The sequence below is a fragment of the Nonomuraea sp. NPDC050547 genome, assembly GCF_044457345.1.
Classification (GTDB): Bacteria; Actinomycetota; Actinomycetes; order Streptosporangiales; family Streptosporangiaceae; genus Nonomuraea.
Genome location: NZ_JBITGW010000020.1, coordinates 125,014 through 146,980, shown reverse-complemented (window position 1 = coordinate 146,980; position 21,967 = coordinate 125,014). Strand labels below are relative to the sequence as shown.

At 65.6% G+C, this 21,967-nt stretch carries 36 protein-coding genes; all 36 read left to right on the top strand.

Going from position 1 to position 21,967, the window contains the following annotated elements; all coding sequences use genetic code 11:
* Positions 1–404: 404 nt before the first annotated feature.
* The 36 genes from rpsL (at position 405) to rpsK (ending at position 21,954) form a co-directional block, all read left to right on the top strand.
* Positions 405–779 (top strand): 30S ribosomal protein S12, encoded by a 375-nt coding sequence (gene rpsL / locus ACIBHY_RS41555; RefSeq protein ID WP_020542315.1) that lies wholly within the window; start codon positions 405–407, stop codon positions 777–779.
* A 2-nt stretch (positions 780–781) separates the two neighbouring features.
* Entirely contained in the window at positions 782–1,252 is a 471-nt protein-coding gene (gene rpsG / locus ACIBHY_RS41550) for a 30S ribosomal protein S7 (protein WP_184958080.1), read from the top strand.
* Positions 1,253–1,288: 36 nt separating this feature from the next.
* Complete coding sequence (gene fusA / locus ACIBHY_RS41545) at positions 1,289–3,388, top strand: elongation factor G (RefSeq protein ID WP_397256735.1); 2,100 nt, start codon at positions 1,289–1,291, stop codon at positions 3,386–3,388.
* A 116-nt stretch (positions 3,389–3,504) separates the two neighbouring features.
* A complete protein-coding gene (gene tuf, locus ACIBHY_RS41540) occupies positions 3,505–4,698 on the top strand; it encodes an elongation factor Tu (protein WP_397256733.1) in 1,194 nt (397 codons plus the stop codon).
* Positions 4,699–4,964: 266 nt separating this feature from the next.
* Positions 4,965–5,273: a 30S ribosomal protein S10 gene (rpsJ, locus tag ACIBHY_RS41535; RefSeq protein ID WP_012887830.1), complete on the top strand. Its 309-nt coding sequence runs from the start codon at positions 4,965–4,967 to the stop codon at positions 5,271–5,273.
* 14 nt (positions 5,274–5,287) lie between these two features.
* Complete coding sequence (rplC, locus tag ACIBHY_RS41530) at positions 5,288–5,941, top strand: 50S ribosomal protein L3 (protein ID WP_184958077.1); 654 nt, start codon at positions 5,288–5,290, stop codon at positions 5,939–5,941.
* On the top strand, positions 5,938–6,594 hold the full coding sequence (rplD, locus tag ACIBHY_RS41525; RefSeq protein ID WP_184958076.1) for a 50S ribosomal protein L4: 657 nt from the start codon (positions 5,938–5,940) through the stop codon (positions 6,592–6,594). Before rplC ends, rplD begins: the two co-directional genes overlap by 4 nt.
* A complete protein-coding gene (gene rplW / locus ACIBHY_RS41520; RefSeq protein WP_379614536.1) occupies positions 6,594–6,896 on the top strand; it encodes a 50S ribosomal protein L23 in 303 nt (100 codons plus the stop codon). Before rplD ends, rplW begins: the two co-directional genes overlap by 1 nt.
* A 90-nt stretch (positions 6,897–6,986) precedes the next feature.
* Complete coding sequence (gene rplB / locus ACIBHY_RS41515; protein WP_379570559.1) at positions 6,987–7,823, top strand: 50S ribosomal protein L2; 837 nt, start codon at positions 6,987–6,989, stop codon at positions 7,821–7,823.
* 11 nt (positions 7,824–7,834) lie between these two features.
* Positions 7,835–8,113 (top strand): 30S ribosomal protein S19, encoded by a 279-nt coding sequence (gene rpsS, locus ACIBHY_RS41510; protein WP_184958073.1) that lies wholly within the window; start codon positions 7,835–7,837, stop codon positions 8,111–8,113.
* Between the two features lie 29 nt (positions 8,114–8,142).
* Positions 8,143–8,496, top strand: coding sequence for a 50S ribosomal protein L22 (gene rplV / locus ACIBHY_RS41505; RefSeq protein WP_379614534.1), 354 nt, complete (start codon positions 8,143–8,145; stop codon positions 8,494–8,496).
* Positions 8,496–9,356 carry a 30S ribosomal protein S3 gene (gene rpsC, locus ACIBHY_RS41500; RefSeq protein WP_397093431.1) on the top strand — a complete coding sequence of 287 codons (861 nt, stop codon included), beginning with the start codon at positions 8,496–8,498 and terminating at the stop codon, positions 9,354–9,356. Before rplV ends, rpsC begins: the two co-directional genes overlap by 1 nt.
* A gap of 2 nt (positions 9,357–9,358) precedes the next feature.
* The gene (gene rplP / locus ACIBHY_RS41495; RefSeq protein ID WP_184958070.1) at positions 9,359–9,778 is read left to right on the top strand and encodes a 50S ribosomal protein L16; all 420 of its coding nucleotides are present in this window, start codon (positions 9,359–9,361) and stop codon (positions 9,776–9,778) included.
* The gene (gene rpmC / locus ACIBHY_RS41490) at positions 9,778–10,017 is read left to right on the top strand and encodes a 50S ribosomal protein L29 (protein ID WP_184958069.1); all 240 of its coding nucleotides are present in this window, start codon (positions 9,778–9,780) and stop codon (positions 10,015–10,017) included. Before rplP ends, rpmC begins: the two co-directional genes overlap by 1 nt.
* On the top strand, positions 10,010–10,291 hold the full coding sequence (rpsQ, locus tag ACIBHY_RS41485; protein WP_184958068.1) for a 30S ribosomal protein S17: 282 nt from the start codon (positions 10,010–10,012) through the stop codon (positions 10,289–10,291). Before rpmC ends, rpsQ begins: the two co-directional genes overlap by 8 nt.
* A gap of 205 nt (positions 10,292–10,496) precedes the next feature.
* On the top strand, positions 10,497–10,868 hold the full coding sequence (rplN, locus tag ACIBHY_RS41480) for a 50S ribosomal protein L14 (protein ID WP_043623452.1): 372 nt from the start codon (positions 10,497–10,499) through the stop codon (positions 10,866–10,868).
* A gap of 11 nt (positions 10,869–10,879) precedes the next feature.
* Positions 10,880–11,176: a 50S ribosomal protein L24 gene (gene rplX, locus ACIBHY_RS41475; protein WP_379614716.1), complete on the top strand. Its 297-nt coding sequence runs from the start codon at positions 10,880–10,882 to the stop codon at positions 11,174–11,176.
* Positions 11,176–11,751 carry a 50S ribosomal protein L5 gene (rplE, locus tag ACIBHY_RS41470; RefSeq protein ID WP_184958066.1) on the top strand — a complete coding sequence of 192 codons (576 nt, stop codon included), beginning with the start codon at positions 11,176–11,178 and terminating at the stop codon, positions 11,749–11,751. The genes rplX and rplE overlap by 1 nt, the downstream gene beginning before the upstream one ends.
* A gap of 3 nt (positions 11,752–11,754) precedes the next feature.
* Complete coding sequence (locus tag ACIBHY_RS41465) at positions 11,755–11,940, top strand: type Z 30S ribosomal protein S14 (RefSeq protein WP_020542298.1); 186 nt, start codon at positions 11,755–11,757, stop codon at positions 11,938–11,940.
* A 249-nt stretch (positions 11,941–12,189) separates the two neighbouring features.
* Positions 12,190–12,588 (top strand): 30S ribosomal protein S8, encoded by a 399-nt coding sequence (rpsH, locus tag ACIBHY_RS41460; RefSeq protein ID WP_184958065.1) that lies wholly within the window; start codon positions 12,190–12,192, stop codon positions 12,586–12,588.
* A gap of 16 nt (positions 12,589–12,604) precedes the next feature.
* Entirely contained in the window at positions 12,605–13,147 is a 543-nt protein-coding gene (gene rplF, locus ACIBHY_RS41455; RefSeq protein ID WP_379614528.1) for a 50S ribosomal protein L6, read from the top strand.
* Between the two features lie 2 nt (positions 13,148–13,149).
* Positions 13,150–13,533, top strand: a complete 384-nt coding sequence (gene rplR / locus ACIBHY_RS41450) for a 50S ribosomal protein L18 (protein WP_184958063.1) — start codon at positions 13,150–13,152, stop codon at positions 13,531–13,533.
* Between the two features lie 52 nt (positions 13,534–13,585).
* Positions 13,586–14,218, top strand: coding sequence for a 30S ribosomal protein S5 (rpsE, locus tag ACIBHY_RS41445; protein WP_379614526.1), 633 nt, complete (start codon positions 13,586–13,588; stop codon positions 14,216–14,218).
* Between the two features lie 2 nt (positions 14,219–14,220).
* Positions 14,221–14,403 (top strand): 50S ribosomal protein L30, encoded by a 183-nt coding sequence (rpmD, locus tag ACIBHY_RS41440; protein WP_049572666.1) that lies wholly within the window; start codon positions 14,221–14,223, stop codon positions 14,401–14,403.
* 2 nt (positions 14,404–14,405) lie between these two features.
* The gene (gene rplO / locus ACIBHY_RS41435) at positions 14,406–14,861 is read left to right on the top strand and encodes a 50S ribosomal protein L15 (protein ID WP_397256731.1); all 456 of its coding nucleotides are present in this window, start codon (positions 14,406–14,408) and stop codon (positions 14,859–14,861) included.
* A 171-nt stretch (positions 14,862–15,032) separates the two neighbouring features.
* Positions 15,033–16,343, top strand: a complete 1,311-nt coding sequence (gene secY / locus ACIBHY_RS41430) for a preprotein translocase subunit SecY (RefSeq protein WP_397256729.1) — start codon at positions 15,033–15,035, stop codon at positions 16,341–16,343.
* Positions 16,343–16,993: an adenylate kinase gene (locus tag ACIBHY_RS41425; RefSeq protein ID WP_379614521.1), complete on the top strand. Its 651-nt coding sequence runs from the start codon at positions 16,343–16,345 to the stop codon at positions 16,991–16,993. The genes secY and ACIBHY_RS41425 overlap by 1 nt, the downstream gene beginning before the upstream one ends.
* Before the next feature lie 107 nt (positions 16,994–17,100).
* The gene (gene map / locus ACIBHY_RS41420; protein WP_397093435.1) at positions 17,101–17,907 is read left to right on the top strand and encodes a type I methionyl aminopeptidase; all 807 of its coding nucleotides are present in this window, start codon (positions 17,101–17,103) and stop codon (positions 17,905–17,907) included.
* A gap of 20 nt (positions 17,908–17,927) precedes the next feature.
* Positions 17,928–18,359, top strand: a complete 432-nt coding sequence (locus ACIBHY_RS41415) for a DUF1707 domain-containing protein (RefSeq protein ID WP_397309643.1) — start codon at positions 17,928–17,930, stop codon at positions 18,357–18,359.
* Positions 18,360–18,456: 97 nt separating this feature from the next.
* Positions 18,457–18,861 (top strand): hypothetical protein, encoded by a 405-nt coding sequence (locus ACIBHY_RS41410; protein ID WP_397256725.1) that lies wholly within the window; start codon positions 18,457–18,459, stop codon positions 18,859–18,861.
* Positions 18,862–19,129: 268 nt separating this feature from the next.
* On the top strand, positions 19,130–19,648 hold the full coding sequence (locus ACIBHY_RS41405; RefSeq protein WP_397309595.1) for a hypothetical protein: 519 nt from the start codon (positions 19,130–19,132) through the stop codon (positions 19,646–19,648).
* Between the two features lie 55 nt (positions 19,649–19,703).
* Positions 19,704–20,312, top strand: a complete 609-nt coding sequence (locus ACIBHY_RS41400) for a class F sortase (RefSeq protein WP_397309594.1) — start codon at positions 19,704–19,706, stop codon at positions 20,310–20,312.
* A 195-nt stretch (positions 20,313–20,507) separates the two neighbouring features.
* Positions 20,508–20,729, top strand: a complete 222-nt coding sequence (infA, locus tag ACIBHY_RS41395; protein WP_012887858.1) for a translation initiation factor IF-1 — start codon at positions 20,508–20,510, stop codon at positions 20,727–20,729.
* A gap of 88 nt (positions 20,730–20,817) precedes the next feature.
* Positions 20,818–20,931, top strand: a complete 114-nt coding sequence (gene rpmJ / locus ACIBHY_RS41390; protein ID WP_003956441.1) for a 50S ribosomal protein L36 — start codon at positions 20,818–20,820, stop codon at positions 20,929–20,931.
* 193 nt (positions 20,932–21,124) lie between these two features.
* Positions 21,125–21,505, top strand: a complete 381-nt coding sequence (gene rpsM / locus ACIBHY_RS41385) for a 30S ribosomal protein S13 (RefSeq protein ID WP_379614509.1) — start codon at positions 21,125–21,127, stop codon at positions 21,503–21,505.
* 44 nt (positions 21,506–21,549) lie between these two features.
* Positions 21,550–21,954: a 30S ribosomal protein S11 gene (gene rpsK, locus ACIBHY_RS41380; RefSeq protein ID WP_020542285.1), complete on the top strand. Its 405-nt coding sequence runs from the start codon at positions 21,550–21,552 to the stop codon at positions 21,952–21,954.
* The last annotated feature ends 13 nt before the right edge of the window (positions 21,955–21,967 follow it).

Below are 21,967 nucleotides of genomic sequence, written 5' to 3'. Positions count from 1 at the left end.
ACGCACTCGTGCGCGGGAAGGGTTGCCGGGGCTTGCCGTACCCGCGGAGAAGGTTGGTGTAACAAGGGCAGAACAGTGGCCCGGAGCGGGTAAACTTGGCGCGGAGTCTGCTACTGACCACGGCGCGAAACATATCGACGCGCAGCCGTTTTGACGTGCTGCGCGGGGCTAGGTAGTCTTGCCCTTCGTGCCCGTGTATTCATGGGCTCTCACGCGTGCGCTCGCAATGGCGCAGCGTGGCCTCCCCCTGGCGTTCTTCTGCGCGGGAGTGTGGCTCTGTAAGAGCGCGACACGCCCGACCGCGTGGGTCGAAGCAGGGGAGAAAACCGCAGGTCATGACACCGGCAGTACCTGCGAAATGCACAACCTGACGTATCACCGGCTTAGGCATGAACGGAGTGGCAGTGCCCACTATTCAGCAGTTGGTCCGCAAGGGCCGGCAGGACAAGGTCTCCAAGACCAAGACTCCTGCCCTAAAGGGGAGTCCGCAGCGACGCGGCGTCTGCCAGCGCGTCTACACCACGACCCCCAAGAAGCCGAACTCGGCACTGCGCAAGGTGGCCCGTGTCCGCCTCACCAACGGCATCGAGGTCACGGCCTACATCCCGGGTGTGGGTCACAACCTGCAGGAGCACTCCATCGTGCTCGTGCGTGGCGGTCGTGTGAAGGACCTGCCGGGTGTTCGCTACAAGATCATCCGTGGCTCGCTCGACACCCAGGGCGTCCGTAACCGCAAGCAGGCCCGCAGCCGCTACGGCGCGAAGAAGGAGAAGAGCTAACTATGCCTCGCAAGGGTTCTCCTGGCCGTCGTCAGCTCATGTCTGACCCGGTTTACAGCTCGCCGCTGGTTACGGCCCTGATCAACAAGGTGCTGCTGGACGGCAAGCGCTCCATCGCGCAGTCGATCGTCTACGGCGCCCTCGAGGGTTGCAAGGACAAGACCGGCAACGACCCGGTCATCACGCTCAAGCGTGCCCTCGACAACGTCAAGCCCACTCTTGAGGTCCGCAGCCGCCGTGTCGGTGGCGCGACCTACCAGGTCCCGGTCGAGGTGCGCGCCTCGCGCAGCACCACCCTGGCCCTGCGCTGGCTGGTGCAGTACTCCCGCGCCCGCCGTGAGAAGACCATGACCGAGCGCCTCATGAACGAGCTCCTCGACGCCAGCAACGGCCTGGGGGCGAGTGTCAAGAAGCGCGAGGACACCCACAAGATGGCCGAGTCCAACAAGGCCTTCGCCCACTACCGCTGGTAACAGCGGGTTCGACGAGACGACGAGGACGCGAGAGAAGTGGCCGCAACGACCGCTCTTGACCTGGCCAAGGTCCGCAACATTGGGATCATCGCCCATATCGATGCGGGCAAGACCACGACGACCGAGCGCATCCTGTTCTACACCGGTATCAACTACAAGATCGGTGAGGTCCACGATGGCGCTGCCACCATGGACTGGATGGAGCAGGAGCAGGAGCGCGGCATCACGATCACGTCCGCCGCGACGACTGCCGAGTGGGACGGTCACACGATCAACCTGATCGACACGCCGGGCCACGTCGACTTCACCATCGAGGTTGAGCGCAACCTGCGCGTCCTCGACGGCGCGGTCACCGTGTTCGACGGTGTCGCGGGTGTCGAGCCGCAGTCCGAGACGGTGTGGCGGCAGGCTGACCGCTACGGCGTTCCGCGCATCTGCTTCGTGAACAAGATGGACCGCGTCGGCGCGGAGTTCCACCGCTGCGTCGACATGATGGTCAGCCGGCTGGCGGCGACGCCGGCGGTTGTCCAGCTTCCGTGGGGCGTCGAGGCCGGCTTCAAGGGCGTCATCGACCTCATCCGGATGAAGGGCCTGCTCTGGAGCGAGGAGGCGGCCAAGGGCGAGATGTACGACGTCGTCGACATCCCGGCCGACCACGCCGAGATCGCTCGCGAGTGGCGCGACCGTCTGGTCGAGACCGTCGCCGAGAACGACGACGAGCTGATGGAGCTCTACCTCGACGCGGTCGAGCCCACCGAGGAGCAGCTGGTCGCCGCCATCCGGCGCGCGACCCTCGCCAGCGCCATCAACCCGGTCCTCACCGGCACCGCGTTCAAGAACAAGGGCGTGCAGCCCCTGCTCGACGCCATCGTCGCCTTCCTCCCCGCGCCGACCGACATCCCGGCCTTCAAGGGCCACGCGGTCGGCAACGAAGAGGAGATCATCGAACGGCACGCGGACCCCGACGAGCCCTTCTCGGCTCTGGCCTTCAAGATCATGAGCGACCCGCACCTGGGCAAGCTCACCTACCTCCGCATCTACTCGGGTTCGCTCGAGACCGGCTCGCAGGTGCTCAATCCTGTGAAGGGCCGTAAGGAGCGGATCGGCAAGATCTACCAGATGCACGCCAACAAGCGCGAAGAGCGCCCGGCGGCCTACGCTGGTCAGATCGTCGCCGTCATGGGTCTGAAGGACACCACGACCGGTCACACGCTCTGCGACGTGAACAAGCCCGTGGTTCTGGAGTCGATGACGTTCCCGGCCCCGGTCATCCAGGTCGCGATCGAGCCCAAGACCAAGGGCGACCAGGAGAAGCTGTCCACCGCCATTCAGCGTCTGGCCGAGGAGGACCCGTCCTTCCGCGTCCAGCGTGACGAGGAGACCGGTCAGACGATCATCTCCGGCATGGGCGAGCTCCACCTGGAGATCATCGTCGACCGCATGCGCCGCGAGTTCAAGGTCGAGGCCAACGTCGGTCGTCCGCAGGTCGCCTACCGCGAGACCATCCGCCGCAAGGTGGAGAAGGTCGACTACACCCACAAGAAGCAGACCGGTGGTTCCGGTCAGTTCGCGCGGGTCATCATCAACCTCGAGCCGCTCGGCGAAGGCAACGACGGGTACGAGTTCGAGAACAAGGTCTCGGGTGGCCGCGTCCCGAGGGAGTACATCCCCTCGGTCGACGCCGGTGCCCAGGAAGCCGCCGAGTTCGGCGTGCTGGCCGGTTACCCGATGGTCGGCGTGAAGGTGACGCTGACCGACGGTGCCGCGCACGACGTCGACTCCTCGGAAATGGCCTTCAAGATCGCTGGCTCGATGGCCTTCAAGGAGGCCGCGCGCAAGGCGGACGCTGTGCTTCTCGAGCCGATGATGGCCGTCGAGGTCACCACGCCCGAGGACTACATGGGTGACGTCATCGGTGACCTCAACGGCCGCCGCGGGCAGATCCAGTCGATGGACGAGCGCTCCGGCGCCCGCGTCATCACCGCCCTGGTTCCGCTGTCCGAGATGTTCGGCTACGTGGGTGACCTTCGTAGCAAGACGCAGGGCCGCGCGAGCTACAGCATGCAGTTCGACTCCTACGCGGAGGTGCCGCCCGGCATCGCCAAGGAGATCGTCGCGAAGGCCCGGGGCGAGTAGTACGAACCCCGGAGTCCCTGGTGGGGCGGCGCGAGCCGCCTCACCGCCCAGGGGCCGGGTAACTTCCCGGGCCCGAGTGTGAAGTAAGTCAGTCAGATTCTCTAAGGAGAGAACCAGTGGCTAAGGCCAAGTTCGAGCGGACTAAGCCGCACGTGAACATCGGCACCATTGGGCACATCGACCACGGCAAGACCACTCTGACCGCGGCGATCACCCAGGTGCTGCACAAGCGCTTCCCCGAGATCAACGAGGCGACCCCGTTCGACAAGATCGACAAGGCGCCCGAGGAGAAGGCTCGCGGCATCACGATCTCGATCGCGCACGTCGAGTACCAGACCGAGAAGCGCCACTATGCCCACGTGGACTGCCCCGGTCACGCCGACTACGTGAAGAACATGATCACCGGTGCTGCCCAGATGGACGGCGCGATTCTGGTGGTCGCGGCGACCGACGGTCCGATGCCCCAGACGAAGGAGCACGTCCTCCTGGCTCGCCAGGTCGGCGTTCCCTACATCGTCGTGGCGCTCAACAAGTCCGACATGGTGGACGACGAGGAGATCCTGGAGCTCGTCGAGCTCGAGGTTCGTGAGCTCCTGTCCGCTCAGGAGTTCCCCGGCGACGACCTCCCCGTGGTCCGCGTCTCCGCGCTCAAGGCGCTGGAGGGCGACACCAAGTGGGAGGACAGCATCATCGAGCTGATGACCGCTGTCGACGAGAACGTCCCCGAGCCGGTCCGTGAGACCGACAAGCCGTTCCTGATGCCGGTCGAGGACGTTTTCTCGATCACGGGTCGCGGCACCGTCGTCACCGGTCGTATCGAGCGCGGTATCGTCAAGGTCAACGAGACCGTCGACATCATCGGCATCAAGACCGACAAGACCACCACCACGGTCACCGGTGTCGAGATGTTCCGCAAGCTGCTCGACGAGGGCCAGGCCGGTGACAACGTCGGTCTGCTCCTGCGTGGCATCAAGCGCGAGGACGTCGAGCGCGGTCAGTGTGTCATCAAGCCGGGCACCACGACCCCGCACACCGACTTCGAGGCTCAGGTCTACATCCTGGGCAAGGACGAGGGCGGCCGCCACACGCCGTTCTTCAACAACTACCGCCCGCAGTTCTACTTCCGTACGACGGACGTGACCGGTGTGGTGAACCTCCCCGAGGGCACCGAGATGGTCATGCCGGGCGACAACACCGAAATGCGCGTTGAGCTGATCCAGCCCATCGCCATGGAGGACGGTCTGAAGTTCGCGATCCGTGAGGGTGGCCGCACCGTCGGCGCCGGTCGCGTGACGAAGATCCTCAAGTAGCACGATTCGCCGGGCGGCGGTCGGCCTCATCACAGGGCCGGCCGCCGATCCGCGAAAGCTCCAGCACGGCTCCACGCAAAGCCGTGATCTCGCAGTGGCTTCGGACGACCGCAGGTTGTGACCGAAGTAACTGCCGGATCACGGAAGAAAACGGCAGATCGTATACGTCTGCTACGTGGGGTTATCGGGCGGTTTCGCCCGTATGAACAGCGGCAACAGGCCGCACGATACTTTTTCAGACGACAGCGAAGGACACCGAGGCCACTATGGCGGGACAGAAGATCCGCATCCGGCTTAAGGCCTATGACCACGAGGTCATCGATAGCTCGGCCAAGAAGATCGTCGAGACGGTGACGCGGACTGGCGCGAAGGTCGCGGGCCCGGTGCCGCTGCCGACCGAGAAGAACGTGTACTGCGTCATCCGCTCGCCGCACAAGTACAAGGACAGCCGCGAGCACTTCGAGATGCGCACGCACAAGCGGCTGATTGACATCATCGACCCCACGCCCAAGACCGTCGACTCGCTCATGCGTCTCGACCTCCCCGCGGGCGTTGACATTTCGATCAAGCTCTGAGGGAACGCACTGACATGGCTAAGACGATCAAGGGCGTCCTGGGCAAGAAGCTCGGCATGACCCAGGTCTTCGACGCGGACAACCGGATGGTTCCGGTGACCGTGGTCGAGGCCGGTCCGTGCGTGGTGACCCGCGTCCGCAGCGCTGAGAAGGACGGCTACTCCGCCATCCAGCTCGGCTTCGGGCAGGTCGACCCCCGGAAGGTCAACAAGCCGCTCGGCGACTACCTGCGTAAGCACGACATCACCCCGCGCCGTTACTTTGCGGAGATCCGCACCGACGACGCGAGCGACTACACCCTGGGCCAGGAACTGCTGGCCGACACCTTCGAGGCCGGCCAGTACGTCGACGTGACTGGCAAGTCCAAGGGCAAGGGTTTCGCCGGTGTCATGAAGCGCCACGGCTTCAAGGGCCTGGGCGCCTCGCACGGTACGCAGCGCAAGCACCGCTCGCCGGGTTCCATCGGTGGCTGCGCCACCCCGGGCCGCGTATTCAAGGGTCTTCGCATGGCCGGCCGGATGGGTAACGTCCGCACCACCGTGCAGAGCCTCAAGGTTCACGCCGTGGACGCCGAGAAGGGTCTCATCCTGATCAAGGGTGCGATCCCCGGTGCCAACGGCAGCCTGGTCCTCGTCCGTACCGCTGCCAAGAAGGGGGCTGCCAAGTGAGTACCACTATTGACGTCCTCGACGCCAGCGGCGCGAAGACCGGCACGGTTGACCTCCCCGAGAACATCTTCGGGGCCAAGGTCAACGTTCCGCTGATCCACCAGGTGGTCGTGGCCCAGCTCGCCGCTCGCCGGCAGGGCACCCACAAGGCCAAGACCCGTGGTGAGGTCCGTGGCGGCGGCAAGAAGCCGTACCGCCAGAAGGGCACCGGCCGCGCCCGTCAGGGTTCGACCCGCGCGCCCCAGTTCGCCGGCGGTGGCGTCGTCCACGGTCCGGTTCCGCGCGACTACTCGCAGCGGACCCCGAAGAAGATGAAGGCCGCCGCCCTGCGTGGCGCCCTGTCCGACCGGGCGTCCGGCAACCGCGTTCACGTGGTCAGCACGCTGGTCACGGGGGAGACCCCGAAGACCAAGGCCGCCCTGGAGGCGCTGCGTAAGATCACCCAGGCTCCGCGCGTTCTCGTCGTCGTCGACGAGGCCGACGAGCTGACCTGGATGAGCCTGCGCAACGCTCCGGAGGTCCACCTGCTGGACGCCGGGCAGCTGAACACCTACGACGTGCTCGTCCACGACGACGTGGTCTTCACGCAGGAGGCCTACGACCAGGTCGTCGCGCGGCTTTCGGTCGAGTCGAGCAAGAAGGAAGACGCCTGATGGAGAAGATCGCCGACCCGCGCGACGTCATCATCAAGCCGGTCGTCTCCGAGAAGAGCTACGGCCTGATCGATGAGCACAACAAGTACACGTTCCTGGTCCGTAAGACCGCGAACAAGACTCAGGTGAAGATTGCCGTTGAGCAGATCTTCGGGGTCAAGGTCAGCAGCGTGAACACCATCAACCGGCAGGGCAAGCGCAAGCGCACCCGCACCGGTTTCGGCAAGCGTCCCGACACCAAGCGCGCGATTGTGAGCCTGGTCGAGGGCGATCGGATCGACATCTTCGGTCAGATCGGCTAGTGCTCGCCGTACATAGCTAGAAAAGGGCGAACCGCCGCACGTTCGTGCGGCGGGCTCTCCCATGTAACCGACAAAGGATGAACGAAAAAGATGGGCATCCGTAAGTACAAGCCGACGACCCCGGGTCGCCGCGGCTCGAGTGTCTCGGACTTCTCCGAGATCACCCGCAGCACGCCCGAGAAGTCGCTGCTTGCGCCCCTTCACAGCAAGGGCGGCCGCAACGTACACGGCCGGGTCACCGCTCGCCACCAAGGCGGCGGTCACAAGCGCGCCTACAGGATTATCGACTTCCGCAGGCATGACAAGGACGGCATTCCGGCCAAGGTCGCTCACATCGAGTACGACCCCAACCGGACCGCCAACATCGCTCTGCTGCACTACGCCGATGGTGAGAAGCGCTACATCATCGCTCCTACCGGCCTCAAGCAGGGCGACCGGATCGAGAACGGCCCTTCGGCCGACATCAAGCCGGGCAACTGCCTGCCGCTGCGCAACATCCCGACCGGTACCTTCATCCACGCGGTGGAGCTCCGTCCGGGCGGTGGCGCCAAGCTGGGTCGTTCCGCCGGTGCGCAGATCCAGCTGCTCGCCAAGGAGGGCCAGTACGCCACGCTGCGTATGCCTTCCGGCGAAATGCGCATGGTCGACGTGCGTTGCCGCGCGACTGTCGGTCAGGTGGGCAACGCCGAGCAGGCCAACATCAACTGGGGCAAGGCCGGACGTATGCGGTGGAAGGGCAAGCGCCCGACCGTCCGCGGTGTCGCGATGAACCCCGTCGACCACCCCCACGGTGGTGGTGAGGGTAAGACCTCCGGTGGTCGCCACCCGGTCAACCCCAAGGGCAAGCCCGAGGGCCGTACCCGTCAGGCGAACAAGGCCAGTGACAGGCTGATCATCCGCCGTCGGTCCAAGAGGAAGAAGCGGTAGGAGCAGCCACAATGCCACGTAGCCTTAAGAAGGGCCCCTTCGTGGACGACCACCTTCAGAAGAAGGTCGAAGTCCAGAACGAAAAGGGCTCCAAGAACGTCATCAAGACGTGGTCGCGCCGGTCGATGATCGTGCCCGACATGCTCGGTCACACGATCGCCGTGCACGACGGCCGCAAGCACGTCCCGGTGTTCGTCACCGAGTCGATGATCGGCCACAAGCTCGGCGAGTTCGCGCCTACGCGGACGTTCCGCAGCCACGTCAAGGAAGACCGCCGCAGCCGGCGATAAACAGCCTTCAGAAGTAAGAGGAGTAAGCGATGGAAGCCAGGGCTCAGGCGCGGTTCGTCCGTGTCACGCCCCTCAAGGCCCGCCGCGTGGTGGACCTTATTCGCGGGCTGCCCGCTTCGGAGGCGCAGGCCGTGCTGCAGTTCGCTCCCCAGGCGGCGAGCGAGCCGATCTACAAGGTGCTCTCGAGCGCGATGGCGAACGCGGAGCACAACTTCAAGCTCGACCCCGAGTCGCTCGTCGTGAGCCGTGCGTGGGTCGACGAGGGCCCGACGCTGAAGCGGTTCCGACCGCGTGCCCAGGGTCGCGCCTATCGGATCAACAAGCGGACGAGCCACATCACCGTGATCGTGGAGTCCCGCGAGCCGAAGGGAAGGACCCGATAGTGGGCCAGAAGGTTAACCCGCACGGGTTCCGCCTCGGCATCACGACCGACTTCAAGAGCCGGTGGTACGCCGACAAGCTGTACAAGTCGTACGTCGCCGAGGACGTGTCGATCCGCCGCATGCTGCAGAAGGGCATGGAGCGGGCCGGCATCTCCAAGGTCGAGATCGAGCGCACGACGGACCGCGTCCAGGTGGACATCCACACCGCGCGTCCCGGCATCGTCATCGGCCGCCGCGGCGCCGAGGCGGACCGCATCCGTGGCGACCTGGAGAAGCTGACCAAGAAGCAGGTTCAGCTCAACATCCTCGAGGTCAAGAACCCGGAGATCGACGCTCAGCTGGTGGCTCAGGCCGTCGCCGAGCAGCTGTCCAGCCGTGTCTCGTTCCGCCGCGCCATGCGCAAGGCGATGCAGTCGGCCATGAAGTCCGGCGCCAAGGGCATCCGTGTCCAGTGCTCCGGTCGTCTGGGCGGCGCCGAGATGTCCCGGTCGGAGTTCTACCGCGAGGGTCGCGTGCCGCTGCACACCCTTCGCGCGGACATCGACTACGGCTTCTACGAGGCCCGCACGACCTTCGGCCGTATCGGCGTGAAGGTCTGGATCTACAAGGGCGAGGCTCCGACCAGCCGCGCCGAGCGTGAGGCGGCTGCCGCCGGTGCTCGCGCCGGCCAGCGTCGTGAGCGCGACGACCGTCGTGGTGGTGGCGGCGGCGACCGTCCGCGTCGTGGTGGTGGCGCCGGTGGCGCTCGCCGCGGCGGCGGTGGCGGTGGCCGTGGCGACCGCGCCCCCCGCACCGAGGCGGCCGCACAGGCTGCCCCCGAGACCGGCCCGGCTGCGCAGCCGGGTGCTGAAGGGAGCTGACCATGCTGATCCCGCGCAGGGTCAAGCACCGCAAGCAGCACCGGCCCGACCGCAGTGGCGCCGCCAAGGGTGGCACCAGGGTCACGTTCGGCGAGTTCGGCATTCAGGCGATTGAGCACTCCTATGTGACCAACCGTCAGATCGAGTCCGCGCGTATCGCGATGACCCGCCACATCAAGCGTGGTGGCAAGGTGTGGATCAACATCTACCCCGACCGTCCCCTCACCAAGAAGCCCGCCGAGACCCGTATGGGTTCCGGTAAGGGTTCGCCGGAGTGGTGGATCGCCAACGTCAAGCCCGGACGCGTGATGTTCGAGCTGTCGGGTGTCGCGGAGCCGGTGGCTCGTGAAGCGCTGAAGCGCGCGATCCACAAGCTGCCGATGAAGTGCAAGATCGTCAAGCGTGAAGTGGGTGAGGCGTGATGGCCAAGAGCCTGACCGCCGGCGAGCTGCGGGTGGAGGACCAGGACACCCTGGTCCAGAAGCTCAAGGAAGCCAAGGAGGAGCTGTTCAACCTCCGCTTCCAGTCAGCGACCGGTCAGTTGGAGAGCCACGGGCGGCTGCGCGCCGTTCGCCGCGAGATCGCCCGCATCTACACCGTGATGCGCGAGCGCGAGCTCGGCATTGTCACGGTGGTTGAGAAGGAGTCGAGCGATGGCTGAGACCGAGACCACTGAGACGACGCAGCGGACCTTCCGCAAGGTCCGCGAGGGCCTGGTCGTCAGCGACAAGATGGACAAGACCGTCGTCGTCGCTGTCGAGGACCGCGTCAAGCACCGTCTGTACGGCAAGGTCATCCGCCGTACGACCAAGTACAAGGCACACGACGAGGCCAACGCCTGTGGCGTCGGCGACCGCGTGCTGCTCATGGAGACCCGCCCGCTCTCCGCCACCAAGCGGTGGCGCGTGGTGGAGATCCTCGAGAAGGCCAAGTAAGGCCTGCTCGGATATATGCGCGCCTCGTGGGGGCTGTCTCGACAGCCCCCATGACGGCGTCCAAGGACGTGGCCGTCGTACGGCTGCCGCGTCGCCTGCGGTGCGGTCTCTCTCCTTGAGAGGGGCTGTGGCCGTGGGAACAAGACAACGACAGGTTCCGCCAGGCTCAGCTCGCTGAGAACCGGCGCGACTAACAGGAGTAACAGTGATCCAGCAGGAGTCGCGACTCAAGGTCGCCGACAACACGGGTGCCAAGGAGATTCTCTGCATCCGCGTTCTCGGTGGCTCGGGTCGACGCTACGCGGGTATCGGCGACGTCATCGTCGCCACGGTTAAGGACGCCCTCCCCGGCAGCACGGGCGTCAAGAAGGGTGACGTGGTCAAGGCCGTCGTCGTCCGCACGGTCAAGGAGCGCCGCCGGCCTGACGGCTCCTACATCCGCTTCGACGAGAACGCCGCCGTCATCATCAAGGACAGCGGTGACCCTCGTGGCACTCGTATCTTCGGCCCGGTCGGCCGCGAGCTGCGCGACAAGAAGTTCATGCGCATCATCTCGCTCGCTCCGGAGGTGTTGTAATGCCGAAGTTCCTGCACGTGAAGAAGGGTGACCTGGTTCAGGTCATCGCCGGCAAGGACAAGGGTGCCAAGGGCCGGGTCATCGCCTCCCTCCCGCACGAGGACCGTGTGGTGGTCGAGGGCGTCAACCTGATCAAGAAGCACTCGAAGGAGACCAACCAGGGTCCGCGTGGCGCCAAGCAGGGCGGCGTGCAGACCATGGAGGCCCCCATCCACGTGAGCAACGTGAAGAAGCTCAAGGACGACAAGCCCGCGGAGAAGAAGGCCGACGAGAAGAAGGCCGACGCTTCGGAGGGTGAGGACAGCTGATGACTGCCACGACCACCGAGACCGAGCGTCCGACGCCGCGCCTCAAGACGAAGTACCGCGAGGAGATCATCGCGAAGCTTCGTGAGGAGTTCGGCTTCGAGAACGTCATGCTGGTGCCCGGCCTGACCAAGATCAAGGTCAACATGGGTGTCGGCGAGGCCGCTCGCGACTCCAAGCTGATCGAGGGCGCTGTCCGCGACCTCACGGTGATCACCGGCCAGAAGCCGGCCGTCGTCCGCGCCCGCAAGTCCATCGCGCAGTTCAAGTTGCGTGAGGGCATGCCGATCGGCGCGCACGTGACCCTTCGCGGCGACCGGATGTGGGAGTTCCTCGACAGGCTGCTGTCGCTGGCGCTGCCCCGTATCCGTGACTTCCGCGGTCTGTCGCCGAAGCAGTTCGACGGCAACGGCAACTACACCTTCGGTCTGACCGAGCAGGTCATGTTCCACGAGGTCGACCAGGACAAGGTCGACCGGCCGCGGGGCATGGACATCACGGTCGTGACCACCGCGAAGAACGACGACGAGGGCCGGGCGCTGCTGAAGCTCCTCGGCTTCCCTTTCAAGGAGGCCTAAACGATGGCGAAGAAGTCGCTGATCGCCAAGGCGGGGCGTAAGCAGAAGTTCGAGGTCCGGGCCTACACCCGTTGCTCTCGCTGTGGCCGTCCCCGCGCCGTCTACAGGAAGTTCGGCCTGTGCCGTGTCTGCTTCCGTGAGATGGCGCACCGGGGCGAGCTGCCCGGCATCACCAAGTCCAGCTGGTAGGTACTCTAAGGGGCGGCCGTTCTCCGGCCGTCCCTGGAGTGCGCCAGCCGTACTTTCCAGATATATCCAAACTGGGTGCTCCGTCGGAGCGCCCGTGACCACGCCGAAGGTCCACCGGTAGAGCGCGGAGAGGTAGCCGAAGCGGACACTGAGGGAGGCATTCGCCCACCCCGAGGTGCGAGCTGAGGCGGACTCGACCATCAGAAGCGCTTCACCGACTGGAAACCGCGGCGAGGAAGGCCGTTGGCCATGACGATGACCGACCCGATCGCAGACATGTTGACGCGTCTGCGCAATGCGAATTCGGCATATCACGACAGCGTGACCATGCCGTATTCCAAGATCAAGGCGCACATCGCCGAGATCCTCCAGCAGGAGGGTTACATCCAGGCCTGGACCGTTGAGGACGCCAAGGTCGGGAAGAACCTCGTGGTGGAGCTCAAGTTCGGGCCGAGCCGTGAGCGTTCGCTCGCGGGGCTGCGCCGGGTTTCCAAGCCCGGGCTGCGTGTATATGCGAAGAAGGACAACCTGCCTCGAGTTCTGGGTGGGCTGGGCGTCGCGATCATCTCGACGTCTGGCGGGCTCATGACCGACAAGCAGGCCGGCAAGCGTGGCGTGGGCGGCGAAGTCCTCGCCTACGTCTGGTAGAGGGGAGGAACACAGCATGTCGCGAATCGGACGGCTGCCCATCCCTGTGCCCAGTGGCGTAGACATCACGATCACCGGCCAGGACGTCCAGGTCAAGGGCCCGAAGGGCACGCTTTCTCACACGGTGGCCGAGCCCATTTCGGTGGCTCGCGCCGAAGACGGGACCATCGCGGTCTCCCGTCCCAATGACGAGAACAAGGTCCGTGCGCTGCACGGCCTGTCTCGCACGCTCATCGCCAACATGGTGCAGGGTGTCACTCAGGGCTACTCCAAGAGCCTTGAAATCGTCGGTGTCGGCTACCGCGTTCAGGCCAAGGGCCCGTCGCAGCTCGAGTTCGCGCTCGGCTTCAGCCACCCGGTGATCGTTGACGCTCCCGAGGGTGTCACCTTCCGCGTCGAGAAGCCGACGCTGTTCCACGTGGACGGCATCGACAAGCAGAAGGTCGGCGAGGTCGCCGCGAACATCCGCAAGCTGCGCAAGCCTGACCCGTACAAGGGCAAGGGTGTGCGGTACCAAGGCGAGCAGATCCGCCGCAAGGTCGGAAAGGCTGGTAAGTAGGCATGGCTGGCAAGACTGCGTACAGCAAGCACACGGCTGCCCGCACCGTCTCGCGGGCCCGCCGTCACGGCCGCGTCCGCAAGAAGGTCGTCGGTACGGCGGAGCGTCCGCGCCTCGTCGTCAACCGCTCGACCCGGCACCTGTTCGTCCAGATCGTGGACGACTCCAAGGGTCACACGCTGGTCAGCGCCTCGACCATGGACGCCACGCTGCGTTCGGCCGAGGGCGACAAGACCGCGAAGGCCAAGAAGGTCGGCGAGCTCCTCGCTCAGCGGGCCAAGGATGCCGGTATCACCGCTGTCGTGTTCGACCGTGGTGGTAACCGCTACGCGGGCCGTATCGCCGCTCTGGCGGACAGCGCCCGTGAAGGCGGGCTCGAGTTCTGATGAGGAACCGAGGATCGCAACTGATGGCAACAGCTGAGAAGAGGAACCACTGATGGCTGCAGCTCCGCGTCGCGGTGGCGGCACCGGTGGCGAGCGGCGGGACCGTCGCGACGACCGCCGCGGTGGCGCCGCCGACAAGGGCGTTTCGTACATCGAGCGCGTAGTGAAGATCAACCGAGTGGCCAAGGTCGTGAAGGGTGGTCGTCGCTTCAGCTTCACCGCCCTGGTAGTCGTCGGTGACGGCAACGGCCTGGTCGGCGTCGGCTACGGCAAGGCCAAGGAAGTCCCCGCGGCCATCGCCAAGGGTGTCGAAGAGGCGAAGAAGCACTTCTTCCGCGTTCCTCGCATCCAGGGCACCATTCCGCACACCGTGCAGGGCGAGGAGGCGGCCGGCGTCGTCTTCCTGCGTCCGGCCTCGGCCGGTACCGGCGTCATCGCCGGTGGCCCGGTGCGCGCGGTTCTGGAGTGCGCGGGCATCCACGACGTGCTGTCCAAGTCGCTCGGCTCGGACAACCCGATCAACATCGTGCACGCCACGGTCGCGGCGCTGCGGGGTCTTTCGACTCCCGAGGCGATCGCGGCCCGTCGTGGCCTGCCGATCGAGGACGTCGCTCCCAAGGCGATGCTCAAGGCGCGCGCCGAGGGTATTGCCGAGGCTGCCGCGGCGGCTAAGGCGGTGAGCTAGTCATGGCACGCCTGAAGATCACTCAGGTTCGCTCGAAGATCGGTGGCAAGCAGAACCAGCGTGACTCGCTGCGTTCGCTTGGCCTGAAGCGAATCGGCGACGTCGTCGTCAAGGAGGACCGTCCCGAGATCCGTGGGATGGTCTCCGTGGTGACGCACCTCGTCGTGGTGGAAGAGGTCGACTAGTCATGACTGACAAGGCTCCGCTCAAGATTCACGACCTGCGTCCTGCTCCTGGATCCAACAAGTCGAAGGTCCGCAAGGGCCGCGGCGAGGCGTCCAAGGGCAAGACCGCTGGTCGCGGCACCAAGGGCTCGCGGGCCCGCACGACGGTTCCCCTCGGTTTCGAGGGTGGCCAGGTGCCGCTGCAGCGCCGTCTGCCGAAGCTGAAGGGCTTCTCCAACGCGCTGTTCAAGACGACGTACCAGGTTGTCAACCTGGACAAGCTCGGCGAGCTGTTCCCCGACGGTGGCGAGGTCACCGTCGAGACGCTGGTCGCCAAGGGCGCCGTCCGCAAGAACCAGCTGGTGAAGGTCCTCGGCACCGGTGAGATCTCCGTCGCGGTGAACGTGCAGGCTCACGCCTTCTCGGGTTCCGCGAAGGAGAAGATCACCGCTGCTGGTGGGTCCGTTACCGAGCTGTAAGACCGCTATGACGAGGCGTGGGGGCCCTGACCATGGGCCCTCACGCCCGTAGTGCGTTAGAGTTCGCGAGACGGCAGGCATCTGTCCGGCTCGAATTGACTTGACACTTCAAATGGCAGATCCCCGCACCATCGCATACTCACACCGCCACCATGGCGCGCAGGAGGGACCGTGCTGACCGCGTTTACCCGGGCGTTCCGGACGCCGGACCTGCGCAAGAAGTTGCTCTTCACTCTGGGCATCATCGCGCTGTTCCGACTCGGCTCGGTTCTTCCGACTCCGGGCGTTCACGTCCAGAATCTCGCGACCTGTCTCGAACAAGCACGAGACAGTTCCGCCGGCAACATCTATGGAATGGTGCAGCTGTTCAGCGGCGGCGCCCTTCTGAAGTTGTCGGTTTTCGCGCTGGGCATCATGCCGTACATCACCGCGAGCATCATTCTGCAGCTGCTCGTCGTCGTGATCCCCCGACTAGAAGCCCTGAAGAAGGAGGGGCAGGCCGGGCAGACGAAGATCACGCAGTACACGCGTTATCTGACCATCGGCCTCGGCATTCTCCAGTCGACCGCCTTCATCGCGCTGGCCCGTACCGGTCAGTTGTTCCCGCAGTGCCAGCAGGAGATCCTGCTCGACCCGGACAACATCTTCGGGATCGTCACGATGGTCATCATCATGACGGCGGGCACCTCGGTGATCATGTGGCTCGGTGAGCTCATCACCGACCGCGGCGTCGGCAATGGTATGTCGATCCTCATCTTCACGCAGGTCGTCGCGGTCTTCCCGTCCGAGCTGGCCAACATCTTCCAGGCGAACAAGTTCACCTTCGCCGCCGTTCTGGTGGTCGGCATCTTCATGATCGCCGCGGTCGTCTTCGTCGAGCAGGCTCAGCGCCGGATCCCCGTGCAGTACGCCAAGCGGATGGTCGGGCGCCGGATGTATGGCGGCACTTCCACCTACATCCCGCTGAAGGTGAACCAGGCGGGCATCATCCCGGTCATCTTCGCCTCGTCCCTGCTCTATCTGCCGCAGCTGCTCACCTCGCTGTTCGCCAACGCGGAGAGCCCGAACGCGGTCGTGCAGTGGATCTCGCAGAACTTCGTGACGGGCGACACCCCGATCTACATGATCACGTTCTTCCTGCTGATCGTGTTCTTCACCTACTTCTACGTGTCGATCACCTTCAACCCCGCTGAGATCGCCGACAACATGAAGAAGTACGGTGGGTTCATTCCGGGTATCCGCCCGGGACGGCCCACGGCCGAATACCTGAACTTCGTGCTCACCCGGTTGACCGCGCCCGGTTCGCTGTATCTGGGTCTGATCGCCATGGTCCCGATCGTCGCCCTGGCCATCGCCGGTGCGAGCCAGAACTTCCCGTTCGGAGGGACGAGCATTCTCATCATGGTTGGTGTCGGCCTGGACACGGTGAAGCAGATCGAAAGCCAGCTCCAGCAGCGTAACTACGAAGGTTTCCTGCGCTAGTGAGGCTGGTTCTGGTCGGGCCCCCCGGAGCGGGTAAGGGGACACAGGCCCAGTACATCGCATCAAACCTGTCCATCCCGAAGATCTCGACAGGTGACATCTTCCGTGCCAATGTCTCGGGCGGCACGGAGCTCGGCACGCTCGCCAAGACGTACATGGACCGCGGCGACCTCGTGCCCGACGAGGTCACGATCGCCATGGTCCGCGACCGGCTCCGTGAGGACGACGCGCAGGACGGTTTCCTGCTCGACGGCTTCCCCCGCAACGTGTCGCAGGCCGAGGTGCTGCGCGACATGCTGAAGGACTGGGAGCAGGGTCTCGACCTCGTGCTGGAGCTCGTGGTCGACGACGAGGAGGTGGTACGCCGGCTGGCCGGCCGGCGTACCTGCAGTCAGTGCGGGCGCATCTGGCACGTCGAGTTCGACGACAAGAAGGACGACGTCTGCGACGCGTGCGGAGGCAAGCTCTTCCAGCGCGACGACGACAAGGAGGAGACCGTCAGGCACCGCCTGGAGGTCTACCAGGAGCAGACGGCGCCGTTGGTCTCCTTCTATGCCAAGGACGACCTTCTCGTGGGCGTCGACGCCACTGGGCCGGTGGAAGAGGTCACGCAGCGGGCCATGGAGGCGATTCGCCCTTTCATGGGATAGCGATCTAAGTATGCGAGGTGGCGCGGGATTCCGTGCCACCTCGCGGCTATTGTGGGGGAATTGACCTCCCGCGTCCGCCCGTTGAAACACCCTGGGGGGTGCCACACGTGTTCAAGAAGAACCGGCATGGAATTCAGATCAAGTCGCCCGAGCAGCTCGAGAAGATGCGGGCGGCCGGTCTGGTCGTCGGGCGTACGCTCGATCTGCTGAAGCGCTCGGTGCGGCCCGGCATGACGCCGCTGGACCTCGACGTGATCGCGGAGAAGGCGATTCGCGAGGAGGGCGCCGTTCCGTCGTTCAAGGGCTATCAGGGCTTTCCCGCGACGATCTGCGCCTCGGTCAACGACGAGGTCGTCCACGGAATCCCGACCAATGCCCGCCAGTTGCGCGAGGGCGACATCATCTCGATCGACTGCGGCGCGATCCTGGACGGCTGGCACGGCGACTCGGCGGTGACCGTCGCGGTCGGCGAGGTGGCACCAGAGCTCGTCGAGCTCATGCGGGTGACGGAGGAGTCGATGTGGCGGGGGATCGCGGCACTCAAGGTGGGCGCGAACCTGTCCAACATCGGCTTCCAGGTGGAGAAGTACGTCAAGTCCCAGGGCCGCTACGGCATCCCCCAGGAGTACGGCGGGCACGGCATCGGCACCGAGATGCACATGGACCCCTGGATCGCCAACCACGGCAAGCCGGGCCGCGGGCCGGTTCTGGAAGAGGGCATGTGCCTGGCGATCGAGCCCATGGTGAACCTGGGCGGAGCGCGTACGCGCGTGCTGGCCGACGAGTGGACCGTCGTGACGATGGACGGCAAGCCCTCCGCGCACTTCGAGCACAGCGTCGCGGTGACACATAATGGTCCTTGGGTGCTAACCGCCCTCGATGGGGGCAAAGAGCGACTAGCACAGCTGAACTAGCGGGCCAGGAGTTGAGGGTGATGGCGCAAAGCCCCGAGATGAGGGCGTCCGACGTCGATCGCGACCGGGTGGCCGCAGTCCTGCGTGAGCACACGGCACAGGGCCGCATCACCATGGACGAGTTCAACGATCGGCTTGAGCAGCTGTACCAGAGCAAGACCTACGGCGAGCTGGCCAGGCTGACCGCCGACCTGCCCGACGTGGACCTGCGGGCACGGCCCGCGAAGGCGGTCGGAGCTGGAGTGCCCGCGCCCAAGCAGGGCATGCATCCCGGGATGCGCGGCGCGTGGGGCGCGTGGGCGGCGGCCAGCGGTATCAACTGGGTGATCTGGCTGATCGTCAGCGTGACCTCGGGCGACTTCATCTATCCGTGGCCGCTGTGGGTGATGGGGCCGTGGGGTGTGATCCTTCTGCTGAGCACGGTCTTCGGTAGCGGGCTGCGGCGTACGTAAAAGTGGTATGTGTGCATTCCTGCGCAGATCGGGCGGGTTCTGCTTCCTAACGTGAGCGGTGTCGGCAACAGCCGGCCCAACTCCCGGAGGAAGACAGATGCGTAAGTTCCTCGTAGCAGCAGCGATCGCCGGATCCGTCGCCGGCGGCCTCGCCCTCGCACCCGCCGCCCAGGCGAGCACCGACACGTCGAGCTCGGCCGACTTCTGGGGGCCGTACTTCTCCAGCAACGGTGGCAAGGCCTACGCGAAGGGCCGCACCCACAAGTCCGGCGGATACGTCCACACGATCTGGTCCGGCAAGGAGAAGTTCGGCGGCGACAAGAAGTACGGCTACGTCTGGTTCGAGTACTACAAGGGCGGCAGCTGGCACAAGTTCTACCGCCACTGGAACGGCTCGGGCGGCGACAGCTGGAAGGCCAAGGGCATCAAGAAGATGTACACCTACACCTGCTGGGGCAAGAAGCCGAACCACAACTGCGGCTCGAAGCACCGCATCTACTAGGCGATTCGCGCACAGAGCCCGTCCGTGACCTGGTCACGGGCGGGCTTTGCCCTATATCCGGAGTGAAAGACGCACTCTTTACCGCTGGTGCCAGTTGGCGGCGATCACGAGGGGTAGATGATCTTTGACCAGCGAACCGGCGCTTTAGGGGGACAGATTGAGACGTGTCCTGCTCGGGGTGCTGGTGACCGCGTTCTCCACTACGGGGGCTTCGTCTGCTGAGCCCGGGGTGAGTGTTTCGCCCACCAGTGCCGGGCCTGGGCAGCGGGTGACCGTTCATGTGCACGCGTGCGGCGCCACGGACCAGGTGGTCGCCTCGTCGATGGCGTTCGCGGGGCAGCACGTCCGGCTGGCGCGCGGCGGGAGTCCCGGCGGGTGGGCGGGGAGCGTGGAGGTGCAGGACAACGCGGTCAGCTCGGTGCACGAGGTGACCGCTCGGTGCTCCGATCGGCTGGTCAGGACCTACCTCACCGTGCGTGGCCATCCCCGGCGCGGGCCGGAGACCGGAGGGGGCGGGCTGGCGCTTGGCGCCGGGTCCGAACTCGCCGGCTCTTCGCGGGCCGGCTCTTCGCTCGCGCGTTCTGAGCTCGCGGGTTCTGAGCTTGCGGGTTCAGAGGTCGCGCGTTCTGAGCTTGCGGGTTCAGAGGTCGCGGGTTCTGAGGTTGCGGGGGAGGACGGGCGGGCGCCGTGGCTGGCGGGTGCGCTGGGCGTGCTCGTGCTGGCTGCCGGGGGCGGTGCGCTGGCCGGCTGGAAGCGGTGGCGCGGCTCGCGTGACGCCGCGCCCTAGAGACTCGTGCCCGCCTGGCGCCGCGTGTCGGCGGTCGTCGGCGCCGGGCGGGCACGTGATCGTCGCTGTGGGGCTCGTTCTGGGCCTTTCCTCCTGTACGGCGCCGCCCGCCGCGCCCTGGGAGGTGGCCGTCGGGCCGCCTGCCGTACCGGGGAAGGGGTGGCCGCGGCCGCTCGCGGGAGAGCTGAGCCGGGCCGAGCCCACGCGGGTGCTGATCCCGCGCCTTCATGTGAGCGCGCCGCTCGTGGTGCTCGGGGTGGGTGACGACGGGGCGCTGGCGGTGCCACCTCTGGATCACGGGAATGTGGCCGGATGGTACGGCGGCGGCGTGACGCCGGGGGAGCGTGGCTCGGCGGTGATCGCGGGGCATCTCGACACCAGGCGGGGACCGGCGGTCTTCGCCCGGCTGGCCGAACTGCGGGCGGGAGACGTGGTGGGCGTGGTGCGCGCCGACACGAGCGTGGCGGTGTTCGTGGTGGAACGGCTGTCGCGCGCGCCCAAGGACCGCTTCCCCGCGGAGGAGGTCTACGGGCCGGCGGACACGCGCTGGCTGCGCCTGGTGACCTGTGGCGGAAGCTTCGACCGGGTCCGGCGTACCTACAGTGACAACGTGATCGTGCACGCGCGCTTCCGAGCGGCGTACGCGAGCGCGGACTTGCGCTAAACTGGCGCATGGTTGTGTCAGGACACCTGGCACGCGTTTCGCGTTTTTAGCTCAGGTGTCGTACACTCCTTAGTCGGCTCACTTTGACTCTCACGCGTCGGCGATCCTTGCCGATCGCCGCTCTCTTCGAAGCGTGATGTCGCGGCTGCAGTGAACCGAAACCTCAGACGACCGATCAGTGAAACGCGAGGGATTTTGGCCAAGAAAGACGGCGCCATCGAGATCGAGGGCACTGTGGTTGAGTCGCTCCCGAACGCCATGTTCCGGGTGCAGCTCGACAACGGCCATAAGGTCCTGGCCCACATCAGCGGCCGGATGCGGATGCACTACATCCGAATCCTGCCTGACGACCGGGTAGTCGTTGAACTGAGCCCCTACGACCTCAGTCGTGGGCGGATCGTCTACCGATACAAGTAGCGACGGAACCCGCAGCTCCGCGGGGAAGTTCCGGCGTTAGGCGCGGGCTCCGGCCCGCGAGGAAACACGTCTGAGGATACGAAGGACAATGAAGGTTAAGCCGAGCGTCAAGAAGATCTGCGACAAGTGCAAGGTGATTCGCCGGCACGGTCGCGTCATGGTGATCTGCGACAACCTGCGCCACAAGCAGCGTCAGGGCTAGTCGCGGTAAGGCTTCTCCGAGTCCGACACCCGTCAAGGGGTGGCGGGCTCGACGCATGAGCAGCCTGAAGTAATCGCGTGCCACACCCACATCAGTGGGACACCCTCGGTCGGAGGCCGAGGCCCTCACCCCGGGCATGGGGAGGGGCAGTGGAGCGCAAGACCTCCGCCACAGAGAAGGAGAATGCCCGACCATGGCTCGCCTGGTTGGCGTCGATCTCCCCCGCGAAAAGCGGCTGGAGATCGCTCTCACCTACATTTTCGGAATCGGCCGCACCCGGGCCCTTGAGATCCTCAAGGCCACCGGCGTCAGCGGCGACCTTCGCGTGCACCAGCTCTCCGACGCTGAGCTCGTCCCGATGCGTGACTACATCGAGTCGAACTACAAGATCGAGGGTGACCTGCGCCGCGAGGTCCAGGCCGACATCCGTCGCAAGATCGAGATCGGTTGCTACCAGGGCATCCGTCACCGCAAGGGTCTTCCCGTCCACGGCCAGCGCACGCAGACCAACGCGCGCACCCGTAAGGGCAAGAAGAAGACCGTCGCCGGTAAGAAGAAGCCCGGTAAGAAGTAGTTCGCGCAGCCGCGGACCGAAGACCTCAGGAGTAATGGCTAACAATGCCTCCTAAGAGCCGTCAGGGCGCACCGAAGAAGGTGCGCCGCAAGGAAAAGAAGAACGTCGCTCACGGGCACGCCCACATCAAGAGCACGTTCAACAACACGATCGTCTCGATCACCGACCCCAACGGGAACGTGATCTCCTGGGCCAGCGCCGGCCACGTGGGTTTCAAGGGCTCCCGTAAGTCCACCCCGTTCGCCGCCCAGATGGCCGCCGAGAATGCCGCCCGCCGCGCCATGGAGCACGGTATGCGCAAGGTCGACGTCTTCGTGAAGGGCCCCGGCTCCGGCCGTGAGACCGCGATCCGTTCGCTGCAGGCGACCGGGCTCGAGGTCGGGTCCATCCAGGACGTGACCCCGGTTCCGCACAACGGCTGCCGTCCGCCGAAGCGCCGCCGCGTCTGACACCCAGGAGATA

Coding starts and splice junctions, on each gene's coding strand:
- rplO (WP_397256731.1), top strand. CDS start 14,406: ATGACTGACAAGGCTCCGCTCAAGATTCACGACCTGCGTCCTGCTCCT.
- rpsE (WP_379614526.1), top strand. CDS start 13,586: ATGGCTGCAGCTCCGCGTCGCGGTGGCGGCACCGGTGGCGAGCGGCGG.
- ACIBHY_RS41410 (WP_397256725.1), top strand. CDS start 18,457: ATGCGTAAGTTCCTCGTAGCAGCAGCGATCGCCGGATCCGTCGCCGGC.
- rpsS (WP_184958073.1), top strand. CDS start 7,835: ATGCCACGTAGCCTTAAGAAGGGCCCCTTCGTGGACGACCACCTTCAG.
- rplV (WP_379614534.1), top strand. CDS start 8,143: ATGGAAGCCAGGGCTCAGGCGCGGTTCGTCCGTGTCACGCCCCTCAAG.
- rpsQ (WP_184958068.1), top strand. CDS start 10,010: ATGGCTGAGACCGAGACCACTGAGACGACGCAGCGGACCTTCCGCAAG.
- rplC (WP_184958077.1), top strand. CDS start 5,288: ATGGCTAAGACGATCAAGGGCGTCCTGGGCAAGAAGCTCGGCATGACC.
- rpmD (WP_049572666.1), top strand. CDS start 14,221: ATGGCACGCCTGAAGATCACTCAGGTTCGCTCGAAGATCGGTGGCAAG.
- rpsG (WP_184958080.1), top strand. CDS start 782: ATGCCTCGCAAGGGTTCTCCTGGCCGTCGTCAGCTCATGTCTGACCCG.
- rpmJ (WP_003956441.1), top strand. CDS start 20,818: ATGAAGGTTAAGCCGAGCGTCAAGAAGATCTGCGACAAGTGCAAGGTG.
- rplW (WP_379614536.1), top strand. CDS start 6,594: ATGGAGAAGATCGCCGACCCGCGCGACGTCATCATCAAGCCGGTCGTC.
- rpmC (WP_184958069.1), top strand. CDS start 9,778: ATGGCCAAGAGCCTGACCGCCGGCGAGCTGCGGGTGGAGGACCAGGAC.
- ACIBHY_RS41415 (WP_397309643.1), top strand. CDS start 17,928: ATGGCGCAAAGCCCCGAGATGAGGGCGTCCGACGTCGATCGCGACCGG.
- rplP (WP_184958070.1), top strand. CDS start 9,359: ATGCTGATCCCGCGCAGGGTCAAGCACCGCAAGCAGCACCGGCCCGAC.
- rpsK (WP_020542285.1), top strand. CDS start 21,550: ATGCCTCCTAAGAGCCGTCAGGGCGCACCGAAGAAGGTGCGCCGCAAG.
- rpsH (WP_184958065.1), top strand. CDS start 12,190: ATGACGATGACCGACCCGATCGCAGACATGTTGACGCGTCTGCGCAAT.
- ACIBHY_RS41465 (WP_020542298.1), top strand. CDS start 11,755: ATGGCGAAGAAGTCGCTGATCGCCAAGGCGGGGCGTAAGCAGAAGTTC.
- rplE (WP_184958066.1), top strand. CDS start 11,176: ATGACTGCCACGACCACCGAGACCGAGCGTCCGACGCCGCGCCTCAAG.
- rplR (WP_184958063.1), top strand. CDS start 13,150: ATGGCTGGCAAGACTGCGTACAGCAAGCACACGGCTGCCCGCACCGTC.
- rplF (WP_379614528.1), top strand. CDS start 12,605: ATGTCGCGAATCGGACGGCTGCCCATCCCTGTGCCCAGTGGCGTAGAC.
- rpsM (WP_379614509.1), top strand. CDS start 21,125: ATGGCTCGCCTGGTTGGCGTCGATCTCCCCCGCGAAAAGCGGCTGGAG.
- rplB (WP_379570559.1), top strand. CDS start 6,987: ATGGGCATCCGTAAGTACAAGCCGACGACCCCGGGTCGCCGCGGCTCG.
- rpsJ (WP_012887830.1), top strand. CDS start 4,965: ATGGCGGGACAGAAGATCCGCATCCGGCTTAAGGCCTATGACCACGAG.